The organism is Kushneria indalinina DSM 14324 (assembly GCF_003385845.1).
Lineage (GTDB): Bacteria > Pseudomonadota > Gammaproteobacteria > Pseudomonadales > Halomonadaceae > Kushneria > Kushneria indalinina.
The window spans coordinates 322,199-342,509 of sequence record NZ_QRDJ01000009.1; the positions used below are offsets into that span (position 1 = coordinate 322,199).

At 62.1% G+C, this 20,311-nt stretch carries 17 protein-coding genes; 9 read left to right on the plus strand and 8 right to left on the minus strand.

What is annotated here, in order from left to right; translation table 11 throughout:
* Window positions 1-13 precede the first annotated feature (13 nt).
* The 3 genes from mmuM to C8D72_RS15810 all read right to left on the minus strand — a co-directional run bounded on the left by mmuM (window position 14) and on the right by C8D72_RS15810 (window position 3,433).
* Complete coding sequence (gene mmuM / locus C8D72_RS15800) at window positions 14-967, minus strand: homocysteine S-methyltransferase (protein ID WP_115855401.1); 954 nt, start codon at window positions 965-967, stop codon at window positions 14-16.
* Window positions 964-2,403: an amino acid permease gene (locus C8D72_RS15805; protein ID WP_245955298.1), complete on the minus strand. Its 1,440-nt coding sequence runs from the start codon at window positions 2,401-2,403 to the stop codon at window positions 964-966. Before C8D72_RS15805 ends, mmuM begins: the two co-directional genes overlap by 4 nt.
* 88 nt (window positions 2,404-2,491) lie before the next feature.
* Window positions 2,492-3,433, minus strand: a complete 942-nt coding sequence (locus tag C8D72_RS15810) for a DMT family transporter (protein WP_147301554.1) — start codon at window positions 3,431-3,433, stop codon at window positions 2,492-2,494.
* Window positions 3,434-3,537: 104 nt separating this feature from the next.
* Here C8D72_RS15810 and C8D72_RS15815 point away from each other — a divergent pair, with 104 nt between their 5' ends.
* Window positions 3,538-4,467, plus strand: coding sequence for a LysR substrate-binding domain-containing protein (locus C8D72_RS15815; RefSeq protein WP_170140625.1), 930 nt, complete (start codon window positions 3,538-3,540; stop codon window positions 4,465-4,467).
* A gap of 77 nt (window positions 4,468-4,544) precedes the next feature.
* Here the strand turns inward: C8D72_RS15815 and C8D72_RS15820 are convergent, their stop codons facing one another.
* The 4 genes from C8D72_RS15820 to C8D72_RS15835 form a co-directional block, all read right to left on the minus strand.
* The gene (locus C8D72_RS15820) at window positions 4,545-4,892 is read right to left on the minus strand and encodes a zinc ribbon domain-containing protein YjdM (protein ID WP_115855404.1); all 348 of its coding nucleotides are present in this window, start codon (window positions 4,890-4,892) and stop codon (window positions 4,545-4,547) included.
* 117 nt (window positions 4,893-5,009) lie between these two features.
* The gene (locus tag C8D72_RS15825) at window positions 5,010-6,479 is read right to left on the minus strand and encodes a glycoside-pentoside-hexuronide (GPH):cation symporter (RefSeq protein ID WP_211308868.1); all 1,470 of its coding nucleotides are present in this window, start codon (window positions 6,477-6,479) and stop codon (window positions 5,010-5,012) included.
* Between the two features lie 340 nt (window positions 6,480-6,819).
* Window positions 6,820-8,337, minus strand: a complete 1,518-nt coding sequence (arfA, locus tag C8D72_RS15830; RefSeq protein WP_115855405.1) for an arabinosylfuranosidase ArfA — start codon at window positions 8,335-8,337, stop codon at window positions 6,820-6,822.
* 35 nt (window positions 8,338-8,372) lie between these two features.
* Entirely contained in the window at window positions 8,373-9,791 is a 1,419-nt protein-coding gene (locus tag C8D72_RS15835; protein ID WP_170140626.1) for a glycoside-pentoside-hexuronide (GPH):cation symporter, read from the minus strand.
* Window positions 9,792-10,068: 277 nt separating this feature from the next.
* Between C8D72_RS15835 and C8D72_RS15840 the strand changes: the two genes are divergently transcribed.
* Window positions 10,069-10,407, plus strand: a complete 339-nt coding sequence (locus tag C8D72_RS15840) for a tRNA-binding protein (RefSeq protein WP_115855407.1) — start codon at window positions 10,069-10,071, stop codon at window positions 10,405-10,407.
* Between the two features lie 70 nt (window positions 10,408-10,477).
* On the plus strand, window positions 10,478-11,125 hold the full coding sequence (locus C8D72_RS15845) for an HD domain-containing protein (protein WP_115855408.1): 648 nt from the start codon (window positions 10,478-10,480) through the stop codon (window positions 11,123-11,125).
* Window positions 11,126-11,223: 98 nt separating this feature from the next.
* On the opposite strand, the gene C8D72_RS15850 is transcribed toward C8D72_RS15845, so the two are convergent.
* Window positions 11,224-12,009, minus strand: a complete 786-nt coding sequence (locus C8D72_RS15850) for an IclR family transcriptional regulator (protein WP_115855409.1) — start codon at window positions 12,007-12,009, stop codon at window positions 11,224-11,226.
* Between the two features lie 280 nt (window positions 12,010-12,289).
* Between C8D72_RS15850 and C8D72_RS15855 the strand changes: the two genes are divergently transcribed.
* The 6 genes from C8D72_RS15855 to C8D72_RS15880 all read left to right on the plus strand — a co-directional run bounded on the left by C8D72_RS15855 (window position 12,290) and on the right by C8D72_RS15880 (window position 20,225).
* A complete protein-coding gene (locus C8D72_RS15855; protein ID WP_115855445.1) occupies window positions 12,290-13,504 on the plus strand; it encodes an ABC transporter substrate-binding protein in 1,215 nt (404 codons plus the stop codon).
* Window positions 13,505-13,551: 47 nt separating this feature from the next.
* Window positions 13,552-14,472 carry a carbohydrate ABC transporter permease gene (locus tag C8D72_RS15860; RefSeq protein ID WP_115855410.1) on the plus strand — a complete coding sequence of 307 codons (921 nt, stop codon included), beginning with the start codon at window positions 13,552-13,554 and terminating at the stop codon, window positions 14,470-14,472.
* Between the two features lie 3 nt (window positions 14,473-14,475).
* Complete coding sequence (locus C8D72_RS15865; protein WP_115855411.1) at window positions 14,476-15,324, plus strand: carbohydrate ABC transporter permease; 849 nt, start codon at window positions 14,476-14,478, stop codon at window positions 15,322-15,324.
* Complete coding sequence (locus tag C8D72_RS15870) at window positions 15,321-17,522, plus strand: alpha-galactosidase (RefSeq protein WP_211308869.1); 2,202 nt, start codon at window positions 15,321-15,323, stop codon at window positions 17,520-17,522. Before C8D72_RS15865 ends, C8D72_RS15870 begins: the two co-directional genes overlap by 4 nt.
* Window positions 17,523-17,581: 59 nt before the next feature.
* Window positions 17,582-18,673 (plus strand): ABC transporter ATP-binding protein, encoded by a 1,092-nt coding sequence (locus tag C8D72_RS15875; protein WP_115855412.1) that lies wholly within the window; start codon window positions 17,582-17,584, stop codon window positions 18,671-18,673.
* 79 nt (window positions 18,674-18,752) lie between these two features.
* On the plus strand, window positions 18,753-20,225 hold the full coding sequence (locus C8D72_RS15880) for a glycoside hydrolase family 2 TIM barrel-domain containing protein (protein WP_170140627.1): 1,473 nt from the start codon (window positions 18,753-18,755) through the stop codon (window positions 20,223-20,225).
* The last annotated feature ends 86 nt before the right edge of the window (window positions 20,226-20,311 follow it).

Sequence of the window (20,311 nt, forward strand, 5' to 3'; positions counted from 1 at the left end):
AAACGGCGGGTATTCAAAGTTCGGCGCGAAAGGCCGCAATCGCCCGGATATCCTCGGGCGTGGTGCGACAGCAGCCACCGATCAGACGTGCCCCGCGGGCGTACCATTGCGCGGCCTGCTCGCCGAAACCGGCACCGTGCGAGATGCCACACCCCTGCCAGGTCCTGCTGGTGGCGTCATAGGTTTCCCCCGAGTTGGGATAGACGATCAGGGGCTTGTCGGTGGCGTTGGCCATCTGTTCCAGCAAGGAAGGAATGTGCTCAAGGGCCGTGCAGTTCACCCCCAGCGCGGCAATCTGGGGCTGGTCATTGAGCCAGCGGGCGCACTCGGCAATCGGCGTGCCTTCGCTGATGTGCTCGCCGTCTTGCGCGGTAAAGGTGATCCAGGCGCTCATATCGGGGAATTCACGCAGCACGGTCACCAGCGCTTTTGCCTCGGTCAGCGACGGCATGGTTTCACAGGCCAGCACATCGGCGCCGGCGGCCACCAGCGCGGCCATGCGGGCGCGGTGAAACGCCACCAGACCCGCCTCATCGATATTGTAGTGGCCGCGATACTCCGAACCGTCGGCCAGATACGCCCCGTAGGGCCCGACCGAGGCGGCGACCAGCGGCTTTGGCCGGCCCTCATGATTTGCCTCGCCCCAGAAATCGTCGCGCGCCTGCGCGGCAAGGCGCACCGAGCGGGTGATCAGCTCCAGCGCCTTGCTCTCGCTCATGCCGCGTGCCATGTAGCCCTCGATAGTGGCCTGATAGCTGGAAGTGATGGCGATATCAGCGCCGGCCCTGAAATAGTCCAGATGCACCTGGCGAATCAGCTCGGGGCTCTCGGCCAGTACGCGCGCCGACCAGAGGCTGTCGTTGAGATCGCAGCCGCGCGCTTCCAGCTCGGTGGCCAGCGCCCCATCGACGATCAACAGCGGATGAGCAGCCAGGGCGTCAGCGATGGGGTTGGTAGCGGGGGTCATGGTCTCTCCTGAACACGGGAAGTGGGGGCACCCTTGCGGCGCGGGTCGGTCAGATAAAACGCCAGATAGCACAGGCCAATAAAGGGAATGCCGCAATACAGAGCGATGCGTTGAGTGGGGTCAAAGGCGATGCCGACAAAGCACAGAAGGCAGGCGACAAAGGCCCCCAGCGGCACCCAGGGATAGAACGGTGTCCGGTAGCCGAGCGTGGCCGGATCGCCGCCGCCACGCACGAACTGGCGGCGAAAGCACATCTGGCTCACGGCAATGCTCATCCACACCGCCACCACGGCAAAGCCCGAGATCGACACCAGCACCAGATAGAGCGTGTCCGGCGCGAAGGCACTCGAAAGCAGCGCCAGAAGCCCGCCGAGCATGCTGAACAACAGCGCATTGAGCGGAATGCCGCCGCGGGTCACGCGGGCAAAGACCGACGGCAGGGTGCGCTGCTCGCCCAGCGACCACAGCATGCGCGAGGCCGCATAAAGCCCCGAATTGGCCGCCGACAGCAGCGCCGTGATGATGACGAAGTTCATGATGTCACCGGCGTGCGGGATGCCGGTCATGGCAAAGACGGTGACGAACGGGCTTTCAACCAGACCCGCCTGCTCGCGCGGCAGCATGGCGGCGATCACCACGATGGTGCCGACAAAAAAGACCACCAGCCGCCACAGCGTGGCGCGAATGGCGCGCGGCACGTTCTTCTCCGGGTCTTCGGTCTCCCCGGCCGCAATGCCGATCAGCTCGGTGCCGGAGAAGGCAAAGCTCACCGCCAGCATGGTGACCAGAATCGGCATGATGCCGGTAGGAAAGAACCCTTCTCGGGTGAGGTTATGAAACATCGGTGCCGGCTGGCCTTCCGGCCCGGCAAGACCGAAAATCGCCGCCGCCCCCACGATGATGAAGATCACCACGGTCGCCACCTTGATCAGCGAGAGCCAGAACTCGGTCTCGGCAAAGATCTTCGGTGTAAAGGCGTTGGTCAGAAAGACAATCAGGGCAAAGAGCGCGCTCCAGATCCAGATCGGCACGTCTGGGAACCACTTCGCCATCAAAAGCCCGGAGGCGGTGAACTCCGAGCCCAGCGCCACCGTCCAGGTCAGCCAGTAGAGCCAGGCCACCGTGTAGCCGGTGCCGGGGCCGATATAGCGCGTGGCATGGGCGCTGAAGGCGCCGGTTTCGGGCATGTGCACGGACAGCTCGCCCAGACACATCATCACCAGATAAACCACTACCCCGCCGATCAGGTAGGCGAGGATCGCCCCCATGGGGCCGGCCTGATTGACGGTATAGCCCGAACTCAGAAAGAGGCCGGTGCCGATCACGCCGCCCAGTGACAGCATCACCAGGTGACGCGACTGCATGCTGCGCTTGAAATCGCGGGACGTGCCGCGGGGCTCGGGAATCTCCGGGCCGTCGGATGACATGTTGCTCATGACGCTCTGCTACCGGTTGCCATAAAAAAACGCCCTTCAATAAATGAAAGGCATAAGAGCGCGCATTATACGGCCCATGCGCGCGGCGTCATCCTCGGGTACCTTGTCGGCGGGCTCGTGCCGGCAGCAGCGTCAGAAGCCCGGCGCCCATGATCAGCAGCATACCCGTGAGCGTAAAAAAATCGGGATGCTCACCCAACAGAACGACACCCCAGAGCACGACAAAAACCAGATAGCTGTAATCAAAGGTGGCGATCACCAATGGCTGGCCGCGCTGATAGGCCAGCGCCATGGTGATACTGGCAATCACGATTAATCCCCCAAGGGCAGCCGCCAGCACCCAATGCGAGATATTCGTGGCGTGCCAGCCGGAGAAAATGAAGGCATGCCGCGCAACCAGATCCGCCTGAAGCGGCCACCAGTTAAACAACAACAGCATGCCAAGCCCTGTCAGGAGGAAGGCAAGGTTCAGTCCCAACGAGAGCATCAGAGCATGTTCCTGCCGACAGCGATAACGCGTGACCAACGCCGCCAAGGCATAACAGGCAGCAGCACTTAGCGGCAGCAGCATCTGCCAAGACACACGCTCGACACCCGGGCGCAGCATTACCAGTACACCGCCAAAGCCTGTTAGAACGGCCAACAGGGTTCTTGGACTCCAGCGACCCTTTCGGGAACAGGCCATAAACAGGGCCATGAAAAGTGGGAAGGTATATACGCCAGCCGCCACTACCGACAGGCTCAGGGCCGGCAGCGCGGCATAAACCATCGCCCACATGACGGCCATCAACAGGCTGCGGCATATCAGCCAGCCGAGTCCTTCAGGTCGTTGGCAATGTCCCCTCGCCATCATGATCAACAGCAAGAGTGGAAGCGCAAAAAGGCTTCGCAACACATAAAGCTGCCCGATACTGGTATCAGCACTGTTCAGCTTGATCAGCGCATCGCTGAGCGAAATGGCCAGTGCCGAGAGAATGATCATGGCGATCGCCAGGACGTTATCAACATGACATCGGAAGAGGTTATGCACGCAGAAATCTCCAGGGAAGCGGTGATGACGTAAAGTGTTCCACGTGCATGACCAGTCTTCACACGATGTCTGGTACGACTCACTTGACCCGGGATCAAGCGAACATGAGCCGACTACGCAGTGAGCTGCCACCCATGGCAACCCTGCTGCCCTTTGAAGCTGCCGCCCGACTGGGCAGCTTCAAGAAGGCAGCCGAAGAGCTGTGCCTGACGCAGGCCGCTATCAGCCGCCAGATCAGGGCGCTGGAAGAGAATATGGGCGTGGCGCTATTCGAACGTCATTATCGTGAAGTACGACTGACCAGGGCAGGAAATACGCTGGCGGCTGCCGTGACATCAGGTCTTGAGGAGATTGCCGGCTGTACCAGCCGGTTGCGTCATCAGCAGGGACAGCGAGAGGTCGTGCTGTTCACGGAGCTGTATGTCGCCATGTACTGGCTGGTGCCCCGGCTTGCCGAATTCAGATCAAATCACCCTGACATCACCATACGACTCAACGCTTCCAGCCAGCCGCTGAGCCGGGCCGAAGAACGTTTCGATCTCGCCCTGCAGTGCACCGGCCGTCCCAGTGGTCTGCTGCAGCCGATACTGTCGGTCCCGGATACGGTCTTTCCCATCTGCAGCCCGGCGCTGGCCGCTGAAGCGTCGCTGGATATCGAGGACCTTCTCGCGCTGCCGCTGCTGCATTTCAGGGAGGAGCTACAGGACAACTGGATGGGCTGGCATGAATGGTTTGCCGCGCTGGGCAAGACACCAGCCATCCCGGAAGGCAACTGTTTTGACAGCTACCCGGTCATGTTACAGGCCGTGATGGCCGGTCAGGGGATAGGGCTGGGTTGGGCCGGTGGTCTGGACGAGCTACTGGCCAATAACACTCTGGTACGCCCGAGCCGACAGCGCGTTCATCTACCGGAGGGCATGTCCCTCTATCGTGCCCGACATATCCGAGACCAGACAGCGACCCGGATTGTGCAGGCATGGCTGACGGCAAAATTGCAGGCTCCCCCGAGCGTGACGCAAATCGACAGTCACTGAATATGCCGTGTTTCACGTGAAACATCCGACTTTCGATCCCGGTGTGCCGAACGACAGGACGAAAATTCGATACCCTGTCAGGCCTTTTTGACGAACTCCGACTTGAGCTTCATCGCGCCGATGCCGTCGATTTTGCAGTCGATGTCATGATCGCCGTCGACCAGGCGGATATTTTTCACTCGCGTGCCAACCTTCACCACCTGTGACGAGCCCTTGATCTTGAGATCCTTGATCACCGTGATGGTGTCGCCATCGATCAGCACATTGCCGTGGGCATCACGGATGTCACGGCTGTCTTCGGCGGAAGAGGCGGCGTCGTCACCGGACTGCGCCCATTCATGGCCGCACATGGGGCAGACGAACATGGCGCCATCTTCGTAGGTGTAGTCGGCGTCGCAGGCGGGGCAATGGGGCAGTGCTGACATTCGATTGTCCTGTTGGAAGCGTAAACGGGCAGGCATCTTACGCGTTTTGACCGCTCGGAACCGCACTATTTGGCTGCCCCGGGCCATGGTCATGGCCCGGAGCGTGCCCGATCGATTTCACGAGGGGCGGGGTGCGGGGCCGTTTGAAGCGCCCTCCTCGTCTTGTGATGGTGCGTACTCGCGATCCTCGCTGCGCGCCTGCAGGTCACGGCGAATGCGATCCATGTCCGCATCCCCCAGTCCGAAGGCCCAGATGGCGACATTCATCGCCACGCAGATGGCGGCAGGAATCAGGGTCAGCATCAAGGTAATCGCCAGCAGCGCCGAGCTGCCCTGCTGTTCGAGGTCGGCGTCATAGCCACCCCAGGAGAGCAGAAAGCCGATCAGGCCGCCGCCAAACGCCAGCCCCAGCTTGAGAAAGAAGAGATTGCCGGCAAAGGAGACCCCGGTCAGGCGGTGACGGTGACGCCATTCGCCGTAATCCTCGGCGTCAGCCATCAGCGCCCAGGAGATCGGCGTGCCGATGCCGTGGAAGAAGTTGACCAGCACAAAGACCGTCGTGGCGACCACCAGCAGGCTGCCCGGCACCACAAACAGCCCTATCGAGGCCAGAATCAGCAGCGCCGTGCTGGCCATGAACACCTGGCGCTTGCTGACTCTCCCGGTAATCAGGGGGGACAGGGCCGTGCCGGCCATCTTGCCCACCACGCCCAGCGTCACGAAAATCGAGATACCGGTGGCGCCGAGGCCCAGCACCCAGTCGGCGTAGTACACGGCCGCCCCCTGACGCAGAAAGAACTGCAGGGCCTGCAAAAAGGTAATGCTCAGGATGATGCGCCACTTGGGGTTGGCCGCCAGGGTGCGCAGATCCCGCCAGGGGTTGCGGCTGTTCTGTGCCGGCGGCGTAACGCGCTCGCGCACGGTGGCAAAGCAGAACCCGAACATGAACAGCGCAATCACGCACATCAGCCCCATCGCGATCTGAAAGCCCCGCGCCTCGTCGCCGTCACCGATCCATTCCACCAGCGGCAGCAGACCGCTGTTGAGAATCAGATAGGCCACGCCCACCAGCACGAAGCGCCACGACTGGCACGACACCCGCTCGCGGTGGTCATCGGTGATCACACCGCCCAATGCGCAGTAGGGGATGTTGACGGCTGTGTACAGCAACGACATCGCCCCATAGGTGACAAAGGCGTAAATGATTTTGCCCTGATCCGACCAGTCCGGGGTGGTGAACATCAGTACGCAGGCGATCGCCAGCGGCACCGGAATAAACAGAATCCAGGGGCGAAAGCGGCCCCAGCGGCTACGGGTACGGTCGGCAATGGCGCCCATGAGCGGGTCGGTGACGGCATCCACGACGCGCATCGACAAAAAGATGGTGCCGACCACGGCCGGCGAGATGCCGTAGACGTCGGTATAGAAATACGACAGATACATCACAACGGCGGCAAAGGTCATGTTATTGCCGGCGTCGCCCATGCCAAAGCCGATCTTTTCAAGCGTGCTGATACTGCCCTTGCCCATGCCTGTCTCCGTGCGGGGAATCGGATCGCCGCGACCTGCCTCCAGCAGATCGCCCATCGTTCGACCCTATGAGCGCCGCTACGCGAGACACCAATGCACACACGAATAACAGCAATAACTGATGTGTTATTGATCAACCAGGACACCTGATGAGGCTGAAGATTTTCGCTGCTGCTGATTGTCGACCCCACACCAAGGTTGTAGCGGCCTCCCGGAATCATTGGTCGAAGACATGTTTCACATGAAACACACCGCCTCGGCCCTGCCCTGCCCGTTTCAACTGCCGGCCTTTCACCATCGGCGGATGGCAGCATCAAAAAAGCCGGCGTCGCCTTATGGCGACGCCGGCTCGGGGTACGCGATCAACGCTGATCGCGCCCGGGGCTACGTATCTGTCTTACGCGGCGCCCACCGACAGGCGAATGACGTGATAGCTCAGCGGCGGCAGGCTGCCCTTGAGCGCGCCGTCTTCAACGCCGACGCCCTCGCCCGCTACCGGGCGCACCTGATCCGGCTGGCTGGCCGTGTTGACGACCTTCATCTGCGGATGGTTGATGCACTGATGCTCGACCAGCCGAGCGTTTTCAAAGCCGTGCAGCGCCACGTTCAGATCCAGCGCCTCCTTCTGATGCCGGTTGACGGCGAAGAGCGTCACGAACCCGCCCTCGTCATCGTGAACGGCAGAGACATCCAGACACGGCACGTCCTCGAGCTCGCGGGTCTGGTAGGTGGGGCCATCCACGGCCAGCTGCAGGGCCTTGCCGCGGCCGTAGCGCGAGGCAAACATCAGCGGGTAGAAGATGGTCTGGCGCCACACGTCGCCACCGGTGTCGGTCATGATCGGCGCGATCACGTTGACCAGCTGGGCAATACAGGCGATGCGCACCCGATCCGAGCGGCGAATGAAGGTGTTGATCACGCAGCCGATCAGCAGCGCGTCCTCGACGTTGTAGACGTCTTCGAGAATCGGCGGCGCAAACGGCCAGTCGCTGCCTTCCAGCACGCGTCGGTCCTGCTGCACGCTGTGATACCAGACGTTCCACTCATCAAAGCAGATATGGACCTGATGGCGGGTGCGCTTCTTGGCCTGGATGTAGTCGATGACGCCGGCAATCGACATGATGTAGCGATCGAGCTGCTCGGCCAGCGCCAGATAGTCGCCCAGCTGGTCCTCGTGGTTGGTGAAGTACATGTGCAGCGAGATGTGATCGACCGTCTCGTAGCAATGATCCAGCACTGTGGCTTCCCACTCCGGGTAGCTGGCCATCTTCGGGTTGGAGGAGCCGCAGGCGACCAGTTCCAGCGAGCGGTCATAGGCCTTGAGCGCCTTGCCGGTCTCGTTGGCCAGATGGCCGTACTCCGCCGCACTCTTGTGGCCGATCTGCCAGGGGCCGTCCATCTCGTTGCCCAGACACCATAGCCGCACGTTCCACGGGTCCTTGCGACCGTTTTTGATGCGCTCATCGCTCCAGGCGCTGCCGCCGGGGTGGTTAACGTACTCCAGGAAGTTGCGCGCCTCATCAATACCGCGCGAGCCCAGATTGACCGCCAGCATCATCTCGATGCCGGCCTGCTCGCACCAGTCGGCAAATTCATGGATGCCGACCTGGTTGGATTCACGGCTGTGCCAGGCCAGATCCAGCCGCACCGGGCGCTCCTCGCGCGGGCCGATGCCGTCTTCCCAGTTGTAGGCCGAGACGAAGTTGCCGCCCGGGTAGCGCACCAGCGGCGGGGCCAGCTCGCGCACCAGCGACAGCACATCCTGACGAAAGCCGTTGGCGTCCGCCTGCGGATGGCCGGGCTCATAGATGCCGCCGTAGATGGCGCGTCCCATGTGCTCGAGAAAGGCACTGTAGAGACGCCCGTCGATGGTGCTGGTGACAAAGTCGCGGTGCAGGGTCACGCGGGTCTGCATGGGGGAATTCTCCCGGTCAGTGGTCATGGTCAACATCAGGTGGTGGCCGGTCGGGCAGTGCCGGACGGGCCAGTCCTGTCGGTCTCATCAGAATTGGGGCTTGAGCGGTCGCCGGCGCGCGCCTCCAGATCATGGCGAATGCGGTCCATCTCGGCATCATCCAGCCCAAAGCGCCAGCCGGCCAGCGTCATCAACACACTGACCAGCGCCGGAATCAGGGTAAAGAGCAGCACGATCATGGTCAGCGCCTGGGGCTCCTGAGCGTCGGCACCGCCGACATAGCCGCCCATCGAGAGCATGAAGCCCACCAGTCCGCCGGCCGCCGCCAGGCCCAGCTTGAGAAAGAAGAGGTTGCCGGCAAACGAAACGCCGGTATTACGATAGCCGCTCTGCCACTCGCCGTAGTCCTCGGCATCGGCCATGAAGGCCCAGGCGATCGGCGTGCCGATGCCGTGGCAGATGTTGATCACAAGCACCACGATCGCCGCCAGTATCACCTGATCACCCGAAACGAAATAGAGCGCCACGCAGGCCGCGACCAGCGCGATGGAGCTGAGAATGAACACGCGCAGCTTGGTCGAATGGCGGGTCAGAAGCGGCGAGATGGCCGTCCCCGCCATGCCGCCGAGCACCCCGGAGGTGACAAAGATCGAGATACCGGCAGCACCAAGCCCCAGCACCCAGGTGGCGTAGTAGATCGCCGCGCCCTGACGCAGGAAGAACTGAAAGGCCTGCAGGAAGGTAATCGCCAGCACCTGGCGCCACTTGGGGTTGGCGGCCAGGGTTTTCAGATCCTTTATCAGCCCGTTAGAGGTGTTCTCGACCGGCTGGACCCGCTCGCGCACGGTGGCAAAGCAGAAACCGAACATGAACAGCGCAATCACGCACATCAGCCCCATGGTGATCTGAAAGCCGCGGGCCTGATCGCCCTCACCGAACCACTCGACCAGCGGCATCAGCGAGGAGTTGAGAATCAGATAGGCCACGCCCACCAGCACAAAGCGCCAGGACTGACACGACACCCGCTCGCGGTGGTCGCTGGTAACCACGCCGCCCAGCGCGCAGTAGGGAATGTTGACGGCCGTGTATAGAAGCGACATCACCGCGTAGGTGACAAAGGCGTAGATGATCTTGCCCTGATCCGACCAGTCCGGCGTGGTGAACATCAGCACACAGGCCACCGCCAGCGGCACCGGAATGAACAGGATCCAGGGGCGAAAGCGGCCCCAGCGGCTGCGGGTACGGTCGGCAATGGCGCCCATGATCGGATCGGTAACGGCATCCACAAAGCGCATCGACAAAAAGATGGTGCCGACCACCGCCGGCGAGATGCCGTAGACATCGGTGTAGAAGTAGGACAGATACATGACCACGGCGGCAAAGGTCATGTTGTTGCCGGCGTCCCCCATGCCAAAGCCGATCTTCTCGACGATACTGATTCTGCCCTTTTGCATGCTCCTCTCCTGCGTGAGTGCGGTGCACCTTGGCGGCCGCTGAGGGACGGGTGTCCGGGCGGCGGACCGGTTGATTCGACCGTCCGAGCATAAGGAGATGTGCAAGTGGCTCACTAATAGCGGCCTAACCATCAAGTCATATCCATTTGGTTATGCCTTTTGTCAGGTCATTGAAAAGACGACCAATGTCGTCAATACAGGCATCACTCGAGCTGCCAAAGTTGTAGGACTTAAACGTTTATTACGACCAATGGCGCAGACCTGAAAGGAGCGATCGGTGTCGACACTGAGCTGGGAAGAGTTTTCAAGGGTAGAGCTGCGCGTCGGGCGCATTACGCACGCTGAAGTGTTCGAAAAGGCACGGCGGCCGGCCTATGTACTGCAGGTGGATTTCGGTGCCGAGTTCGGTGTGCGCAAGTCCAGCGCCCAGATCACCGAGCTGTATGATCCCGCAACGCTCATCGGCCGACTGGTTGTGGCGGTCACCAACTTCCCGCCCAAACAGATCGGTCCGATCATGTCGGAGTGTCTGGTGACCGGCTTTCACAACGAGGACGGCGCCGTGGCGCTGTGCGTGCCGGATCAGGACGTGCCGCTGGGCACCCGGCTGATGTAGCTTCCGGGACACGCCCGGGTAGCGACAGGGCGGCGTTGACCGACGTCCTGTCGAACATCATCCTGCCGTCATGACCACTTTCTTCACGCCTCATCAGACGCTCGCCGAAACCCTGCTGGCCCGGCTGCCTGACGCTGACGACGGCGCTCACGACCTTGCCCATCTGGTACGCGTGTGGCGCAACGTACAGCGCATCGCGGCCGAGGAGGGTGGCGACAGCGAACTGCTGCTGGCCGCCACCGTGCTGCATGACGGCGTTCACGTGCCCAAGAATGACCCGCGTCGGGCACAGGCCTCACGACTGGCCGCTGCGCAGGCCCGGGAGATTCTCGCCGCGCTGGAATGGGAAACCTCACGCATCGAGGCAGTGGCGCATACCATCGAAGCCCACAGCTTCTCGGCAGCCATCCCTCCGCAAATGCTGGAAGCCAGGATTTTGCAGGACGCCGACCGGCTCGACGCGCTGGGCGCCATGGGTATCGCGCGCTGTTTTTATACCGCCGGCCAGATGGGCAGCGCGCTATATGACCCACTCGACCCACAGGCCGTCCATCGAGCGCTGAGTGATCAACGTTTCACGCTGGATCACTTCCAGACCAAGCTTTTGACGCTCAGGGAAGGTTTTCAGACCGCCACCGGTCAGCAACTGGCCGACGCGCGTCACGCCCGGCTGGTCGCCTTTCGGGAGGCGATGCTTGAGGAGATCGGCGACTGCTAAGCCCTGATTGGATTGAATTGGCATCCTGATCAGCCCATGCAGGGCGTGAATGGCATCCAGGATCAGAAGATACTGCATGATTCTCTACCAGTGCGCGCCTAGCAAATACGGCCTCCCGGGCCCAGCAATATTTCGACATCTTCCACAATCAGTCGAGCAGCTTCGGGCACCAGTGACTGCCACGCCAGCCATTTTGCTTCGTCGACGCGATATACAGGACCGGTCACCGACACCCCGGCGTAAAACGAGCGGCTGATTGGCACGACAGGTGCCGCTACGCAACAAATGCCGATTTCGTGCTCTTCGTTGTCAAAGGCAATGCCCCGCGCCCTGATGCCATCAAGCTCTTCACGCAGTGCTCTGGTATTGGTGATCGTGTGCGGGGTAAAGCGAGAGAACGACAGCTCGGAGAGAATCGACTCAAGCGTTGTGTCATCGACCCTCGACAGCGCAGCCTTGCCAATGCCGGTGCAGTAGACCGGGGATGCCTTGCCGATCTGCGAATGCATGCGTATCGACTGGCCGCTTTCCACCTTGTCCAGATAGATCACTTCTGCGCCGCGCAGTACGGCCAGATGCGTGGTCTCGTCGGTCTGCTGATGCAGCCAGTTCAGCCCCCGAGTGGCGGCCGTGCGAAATCCGTTAGTGGACCAGGCCTGCGATGCCAGCTTCAGCAGGCGTATACCGAGTGAATAGGTCTGATCGGGGTTTAGAGCGATCATCTCTTCGTTGAGCAGATTCGCCATCTGGCGATGAAGCGTGCCCCTTGGCTGGCCGGTACGCCGCAGTATATCGCTGAAACGCGGCGGCGAATTGGCTTCGGCAATGATTTCGACGATATCCATCGCCTTGCCGAGCGTGCCGGTGTTGGCCTGCCTGTTCATATAATAGCGCTCCCCGATACCCACGCTCTGAAGAAATGAGAGACCACGCCACAGCCAGCTACCGGCGTATTACACGGCGCCGTGTTCCGAATAGTCAAACACGGTTCCGGATAACGATACCAATGGCGTAGAGACAGCGTTCATATTAATCGTCGTTAATATCTCTGGAGGGACGTTCTCTGGTGGCTTGGACCTACGTCGTAGATGCCGTCATCACAGGAAAACCATTCAGTTCGGGGGCATAAAAGCGATGCTGCACAAATACGGTCGACAATGGGCAATGGGTCTAGCGCTGTCAGGCGGTGTTCTGGCAAGCGGGATGGGGTCGGCAGCCTCTCTGGTGATCAACTCCGATCATACGGACCCGGCAGCACGCGAATCGCTGGCCGCCGTCATCGAGGGTTTCGAAAACACGTATCCGGATATCAAGGTCACCTGGAACCGCTTCGCCACCGAGGGCTACAAGAGCTCGATTCGCAACTTCCTGGCGGCCAATCCGCCGGATATCGTTCGCTGGTATGCAGGCAACCGAATGTTGCCCTTTGTCGAAGCCGGATTGTTTGCTGACATCAGCGACCTCTGGCAGCAGGAGGAGATGTCGGATGCCTTCCCCTCGATGGCGTCGTCGCTGACGTATCAGGACAAGCAGTGGGCCGTGCCCTACAGCTACTACCCGTGGGGCATCTACTATCGAGCCGATATCTTCGAAGAGCAGGGCATTACGCCGCCCGAGGACTGGCAGGCCCTGCTGGCCGCCTCCCGCCAGCTCAAGGACAACGGCATTACCCCCTTTGCCATCGGTTCCAAGGCGCTGTGGCCGGCCGCCGGCTGGTTTGACTATATCAACCTGCGACTCAACGGCTACGACTTCCACATGCAGCTCACCCGCGGCGAGGCGGACTATACGGATCCGCGCGTGAAAAATGTGTTCGACCACTGGGCCGAACTGGTCAAACCGGGCTTCTACAACCAGAACCATGCCGCCCTGGAGTGGCAGGACGCAGTACCGCTTTTTGCCCAGGGCGAGGCGGCGATGTATCTGATGGGCAGCTTCACCGTCGAAGTCATGAAGTCCGCGGGGCTGGAAGAGGCGCAGATCGGCCTGATGCGTTTCCCCACGATCGATCGTGACGTGGCCGATGCCGTGGAGGCACCTACCGAAATGTTTGCCACCCCGGCCAATGCCCCCAACCCGGACTCGGCACGCAAGTTTCTGGCCTATGTCGCCCGGCCTGACGTTCAGGCCGAGATGAATCGTATCGCAGGCACGTTGCCGGCCAACCGCCACGCCAGTGTCGACGATAGCCCGTTGACCCGACAGGCGACAGCGCTGCTGTCAGGCGTCGAGTCGGTCTCGCAGTTCTATGATCGCGACGTACCGCCGCGCATGGCCAAGGTAGGCATGCAGGGCTTTCAGGAGTTCATGGTCAGGCCCGATCAGCAGGCAGACATTCTCCAGCGTCTGGATCAAATGACGCGCCGGCTCTATCGCTGAGCGGTATGGCGTGGCGTTGACCCTCCACCCTCGTCCGGAGTACTGCCATGAATCGCGCGAGTACGTTTTCAAAACCCGGGGTGAGCAGCATCTGGCGCCGAAACCAGCGGCGCCTGGCGCCGCTGCTGTTTCTGGCACCGGGCGTGGTCATGTTCGCCGTCTATGTTGTGTTGCCAATTTTCCAATCGGTCTGGATCAGTTTTTTTCACTGGGACGGCATGGGCCCGAAAGACTGGGCCGGGCTGACCAACTATACGGATCTGTACGATGACCCGGCCTTCTGGACATCGCTGAAAAACAACCTGATCTGGATGGCGCTTTATTTACTGGCCATCCCGCTGGGGCTTGCAGCCGCGATCTTTCTCAATCAGAACGTGACCGGCATCCGCATTTACAAGTCGCTGTTTTTCTTCCCGTTCGTGATCAGCCAGGTCGTGGTAGGACTGATCTTTTCCTGGTTTTACGCCCCTGGTATCGGGCTGCTGCCGGAGATCACCGAGTGGCTCGGACTCGGCCAGATTGCTGTGCTTGCCGACGAACGCTACGTCACCTATGCCGTCATCGTCGCCGGTCTATGGCCGCAGATCGCCTACTGCATGATCATTTATCTGACCGGTCTCAACAACATCGCCGCCGACCAGATCGAGGCCGCACGCCTGGACGGCGCCCGCGGGCTGCGCATGCTGCGCTACGTGATCCTCCCACAGCTGCGACCGGCGACCTTCATCGCTCTGGTGGTGACAGTCATCGGCGCCCTGCGCTCGTTTGATCTTATTTCGATCATGACCAGCGGCGGACCGTACGGCTCCTCCCGGGTGCTCTCCTACTATATGTACGAACAGGCGCTGTCGGAGTACGGCTATCAGATGGGCTATGGCGCCGCCATTGCCGTGGTGCTGCTGGTGATCATGATGCTGTTCATCTCCGGCTTTGTCTGGCGCATGTTCGGTGACGAGAAGGAGGGCTGATTCATGTTTCCACGTCCCATTAGCGAGTATTCGCGAGGCTATCGCGCGCTGTATCAGGTCGTCCTCCCGGTGTCGCTGATTGTCTGGCTGCTGCCGCTGATCGGCATCGCGATTACCTCGATCCGGCCGGCGCAGGATCTGGCCACCGGCAACTATTTCGGCCTGCCCAGTGCGATAGCGCTGGGCAACTACGTCGAGGTCTTCACGACCTCGGCCATGGGCGACTACCTGTGGAATTCGCTGCGCATCACGCTGCCGTCGGTCGCCGGCGCAGTGGCCATCTCCTGCCTGACCGGCTATGCACTGTCCAGCTATCGGTTTCGCGGCAACCTGCTTCTGTTTTTCATCTTCGTGGCGGGCAACTTTGTCCCTTTTCAGATCCTGATGGTGCCGGTACGTGACCTGACCCTGCAACTGGGGCTCTATGACACCGTGACTGGTCTGGTGCTGTTTCATGTGGCCTTCCAGAGCGGATTTTGCACGCTGTTCATGCGCAACTTCATCCGTGCGCTGCCCCACGAGCTGGTGGAGTCTGCCCGCGTCGAGGGCGTCTCCGAGTGGCGCATTTTCTGGTACATCATCCTGCCGTTGATGCGCCCGGCAATTGCCGCTCTGTCCGTGCTGGTCTTTACCTTCGTCTGGAACGACTACTTCTGGGCGCTGGTGCTCACCCAGGGCGCGGGCAGCCAACCCATCACTGCCGGCCTCAACGCCCTCAACGGCCAATGGGTATCGGCCTGGCAGCTGGTGTCGGCCGGCGCCATTGTGGCCGCCCTGCCGCCGGTCGCCATGTTCTTTCTGATGCAAAAGCACTTTATTGCCGGACTCACCATGGGAGCGACCAAGGGATGACGCACCGCGAACAGCCATCGTTACCGACGGACGACACCCTGCCCCATTGCTGGCGTCTGGACACGGTGCGCCAGACCCTGGTGCTTGCAGCCTTTTTCAATAACGCCCTGCCGTGCGTGGTCTACTGGGGCGCGCGCCTGGACGCCGATGAAGACCTCGATGCGCTCGCTGCGGCCCTGACAGCCCCCATCGGCAACAACGCGCTCGATGAGCCGATCGATCTGTCGATCTGCCCGGAAATCGGCCGCGGGATGTATGGCCAGCCGGGGCTTGTCGTGCATGATGCCGAGCAGCGCCCGGTGCTGACTCAGTTCACGCTGGGCTCGGTGGGCCTTCACGGCGGCGCCCTGGTCATCGAGGCCGTGGACCGGCCCACCGGGCTTGGCTATCGCGCCGTATTCCAGACCCGGGCGCACAGCGACATTATCGAAAGCCATGCCGAACTCAGCGCCGGCGAGACACCGGTCACGGTCGCCTGGCTGTCCGCGCCGGTCATGCCCGTCTCCAGCACGGCGTCGCATATGCTCGAATTTGCCGGCCGTTGGACCCGGGAATTCGGCCTGCGAGAAGTCGCCTTCGCCCGCGGCGTGCATCTGCGCGAGAGCCGGCGCGGCCGCACCGGTCACGATCATTTTCCGGCAATCCTGTTCCCCGAACCCGGCTGCACCGACAACGCCGGCGAGGTCCGGGCCCTGCACTTCGGGTTTTCCGGGGCGCACCGGCTGCTGGTGGAGTGCCTGGCCGATGGCCGACGCCAACTCCAGGCAGGCGTGCCGGAGCCGGCCCACCTGGCCTCGGGCGACGTCCTGACCTCGCAAACCACCTACCTTGGCTGGGCCGATGCCGGTCTGAGCGCCATCGGTCAGCGCTATCAGCAGCACCTGCGTCACCATGTCGTGACCCATACAGCCACCGGCTGGCCACGCCCGGTGCACTATAACTGCTGGGAAGCCGTTTATTTCGACCACGATATCGACACGCTGACAGACCTTGCCGGTCGCGCCGCCGCGCTCGGTGCGGAACGCTTCGTACTGGACGACGGCTGGTTCGGACGACGCGACGACGACACCACAAGCCTCGGCGACTGGCAGGTCGATACGCGCAAGTATCCGCACGGTCTGGCCCCGCTGATCGAACACGTGCGCGGCCTGGGCATGCGCTTCGGGCTATGGGTCGAACCCGAAATGATCAGCCCCGACAGCGATCTGGCGCGCGCGCATTCGGAGTGGATGATCGCGCCGAACGGCCGCCATCAGCCGACCGCACGCCACCAGCAGGTGCTCGACCTGACCGCCCCGGGAGCCGCCGAGTACCTCTTCACCTGCCTGGACGCGCTGCTGACCGAGCATGAGATCGACTATCTCAAATGGGACATGAATCGCGATCTCACGCTGGCCGTCGACGGCGATGGCCGGCCCCTACTGCGCCGTCAGACGCTGGCGGTCTACGCGCTGCTCGACCGGCTGCGCGCGCGTCACCCCAGGGTTGAAATCGAATCCTGCGCATCCGGCGGGGGCCGCATCGACTACGCCATTCTGGCACGCACCCAGCGCGTGTGGCTGTCCGACTCCAACGACGCCCACGAGCGCTGGCGCATGCAGCACGACGCCCGACTGTTTTTGCCATCCGAGATCATGGGCAGCCATGTCGGGCCGCGGCTGTGTCACACCTCCGGGCGCCGGCTGAGCATGGCGTTTCGCGCCGGCACGGCGCTGACCGGGCACATGGGTTTCGAGATGGACGTGCGAGAGCTGACCGAGGCAGAGCAGCAGACGCTGATGCGCTATACCGCATTCTACAAGCGCAATCGCCAGTGGCTGCACACGGCGCTGGACTATCGCCTCTGTCCCGGCGATGAGGGCGAAACCCGGGCCCACATGTCGGTTGCCGCCGACGGGCAACGCTTTTTGCTGTTCTCGGCCACGCTGGAAACGCCGCGCAGTGAGAGCACTACCCCGCTGTGTCTGGCGGGGCTGGCCGACCACGCGCGCTATCGCGTCACGCTGTGGAATCGGGAAGATATGACCGCCCCTCCGACGCGCTTTCATGCTTCACCGCTTGTCACACCGGAAGGGCTGGTCCTCAGCGGACGCGCGCTGATGCACAGCGGGCTGCGACTGCCCATCGGTTTTCCCGACTCGCTCTGGGTCGTTATCGGGGAACGGATCGATTTGCCGCCGTTTTCAGCCACCGCGTGAGATGCACGCAAGCGTTCACCGCGCCGATGGCGAGGCTGAACCCGTAAAGGAGAGGCATCATGGCCGCTTTAACCATGCGAAATGTCGTCAAGCGCTTTGGCGACGTCGAGACCATCCATGGCGTGGACCTGGACATCCGGCACAAGGAGTTCGTGGTGTTCGTGGGCCCCTCGGGCTGCGGCAAGACCACGCTGCTGCGCCTGATTGCCGGTCTTGAATCGATCACCGAGGGCGATCTGCATATTGGCGACACGAGAGCCAACGATATCGATGCCTCGGAGCGCGGCGTTGCCATGGTGTTTCAGTCCTACGCGCTGTATCCCCACATGAGCGTGGCCCAGAACATGGGATTTGGACTCAAGATGTCCGGCATGCCCGCCGGCGAGGTCAGAAAACGCGTCGACCACGCCGCGCAGACGCTGCAGCTCGAGGCGCTGCTGGATCGCAAGCCAAAACACCTGTCGGGAGGGCAGCGCCAGCGTGTCGCCATCGGCCGGGCGATCGTACGTCAGCCGGAGGTGTTTCTGTTCGACGAACCGCTGTCCAATCTCGATGCCGAGCTCCGGGTCGAGATGCGGGTGCAGCTTCAGGAGCTTCACCACAAGCTCGATGCCACGATGATCTACGTGACCCATGACCAGGTGGAAGCCATGACCATGGCAGACAAGATCGTGGTGCTGCGCGATGGCGTGATCCAGCAGGTCGGGGCGCCGCTGGAGCTGTACGAACGGCCCTGCAACAGCTTCGTCGCCGGCTTCATCGGGTCGCCACGCATGAACTTTATCGACGGGGCCGTCAGTGAGGTCGGCGAGCAGCGTCTAATCATCAAGCTGGCCGATCAGGATCAAACGTCGGTCGTGCTGGATCGCACCCCACAGCGCCCGGTGGCGCCCGGCGACAGCGTCAGCGTTGGCGTGCGCCCCGAACATCTGCACGAGGGCCACGAGGGAGACACGGTCATTCGGGTGGCAGTGGATGTGACCGAGCGGCTCGGGAACGTCACCTTCATCTACGGGCGCTTTGCCAATCTGGAGCGCTTCGTGATTCAGGCCGATGCCCTGAGTCCGACGCAATCGGGGGATGACGCCACCGTGTCGTTTGATACCGCCAGCAGCCATGTGTTTGACGCTGACGGGCAGCCGATTCTCTAGCCATTTACCAGGTTCATATCACGTGCGACTCGCCGGCGAGCCGCGCGCCATGAATGCTTTCGATCTCAAGGGACCCGCCATGACCCTACTAAAACCACTGTCGATCAGCACCGTACTGGCCGCGCGCGACTGGCAAAACCCCGCCGTGATCGACCGCCAGCGCCTGCCCATGCACGCCCCCTTTCACGGCTGGACCACCATTGCCGATGCGCTGGCCGACGCCGACAGCCCCACCCGGGCGAGCCTGAACGGCACTTGGCGATTCGCGCTCTACGATCGCCCTGACGACGTGCCGGACGGCTGGCTCGACCGCGACCCGACAGGGGCGACCGCCATGCCCGTGCCCTCCAACTGGCAGTGCGAAGGCTTCGATACACCCATCTATACCAACGTGACCTATCCATTTCCGGTCGACCCGCCTCGCGTGCCGGAGGACAACCCGACCGGCGTTTATGCCTGCGATTTTGCGCTGGAGACGACGTGGTGCGACTCCGGCCAGGTCGAGCTGTGTTTTGACGGCGTGGATTCAGCGTTTTATGTCTGGTGCAATGGCTACTTCATCGGCTATGCCCAGGACAGCCGCCTGCCGTCGTTCTTCGATCTGGGCAACGCCGCCCGGGCGGGCAAAAACCGCCTGGTCGTGGTCGTGCTGCGCTGGTCGGCCGGCAGCTATCTGGAAGACCAGGACATGTGGCGTCTCTCCGGCATCTTTCGCGACGTCACGCTCCATCACCGGCCGGCCAACCGTCTGATTCAGGTCAGCATCGAGCCACACTTGACGCATGACCGCTCGCGCGGCGAGCTGCACGTCAGCGCCTCGATCGCCCTTGAGCACCCCAACCCCGAGGTGCGTGCGCGCGTGGCGCTCTACGACGGGCAGACCCGTGTCGGCGAGACGGTGGTTTCACCAGGCACGCCACCGGTGGATGCCAACGGCGGTCATGACGATCGTGTCATCGCGACGCTGACCGTCGACGAGCCGGCCCTGTGGAGTGCCGAGGTGCCCCACCTGTACCGGACGGTGATCAGCCTTGAAGACGGACAAGGCCAGCCGTGGCAGGTCGAGGCGTTCGATACCGGGTTTCGCGATGTCGCCATCCGTGACGGCGTGCTCGAGATCAACGGAAAGCCGCTTCTAGTGCGCGGCGTCAATCGCCACGAGCATGACGAACGCCGCGGGCATGCCGTCACAACAGCATCGATGATCGAAGACATCCGCCTGCTCAAGCAGAACAATTTCAACGCGGTGCGCACCTCCCACTACCCGAACCACCCCGAGTGGTATCGCCTGTGCGACCGCTACGGCTTGTACGTCGTCGACGAGGCCAACATCGAAACCCATGGGGTCAAACCGATGGGTCGTTTGTCCGATGATCCGGACTGGCTGCCGGCCTATGCAGCCCGGGTGACTCGCATGTTCGAGCGCGACGCCCATCATGCCTGCGTCGTGATCTGGTCTCTGGGCAACGAGTCCGGCCACGGCGCCAACCACGACGCCCTCTATCGCTGGCTCAAGAGCCGTGACCCCTCGCGGCCGGTGCAGTACGAATGAGATATAAGGGCCGCCTGTGGCGGGAGTTATAGGCCATGAGCCCAGAAAACACCGGGACTGAGGCTAAATGCGACTATTCGCAACAA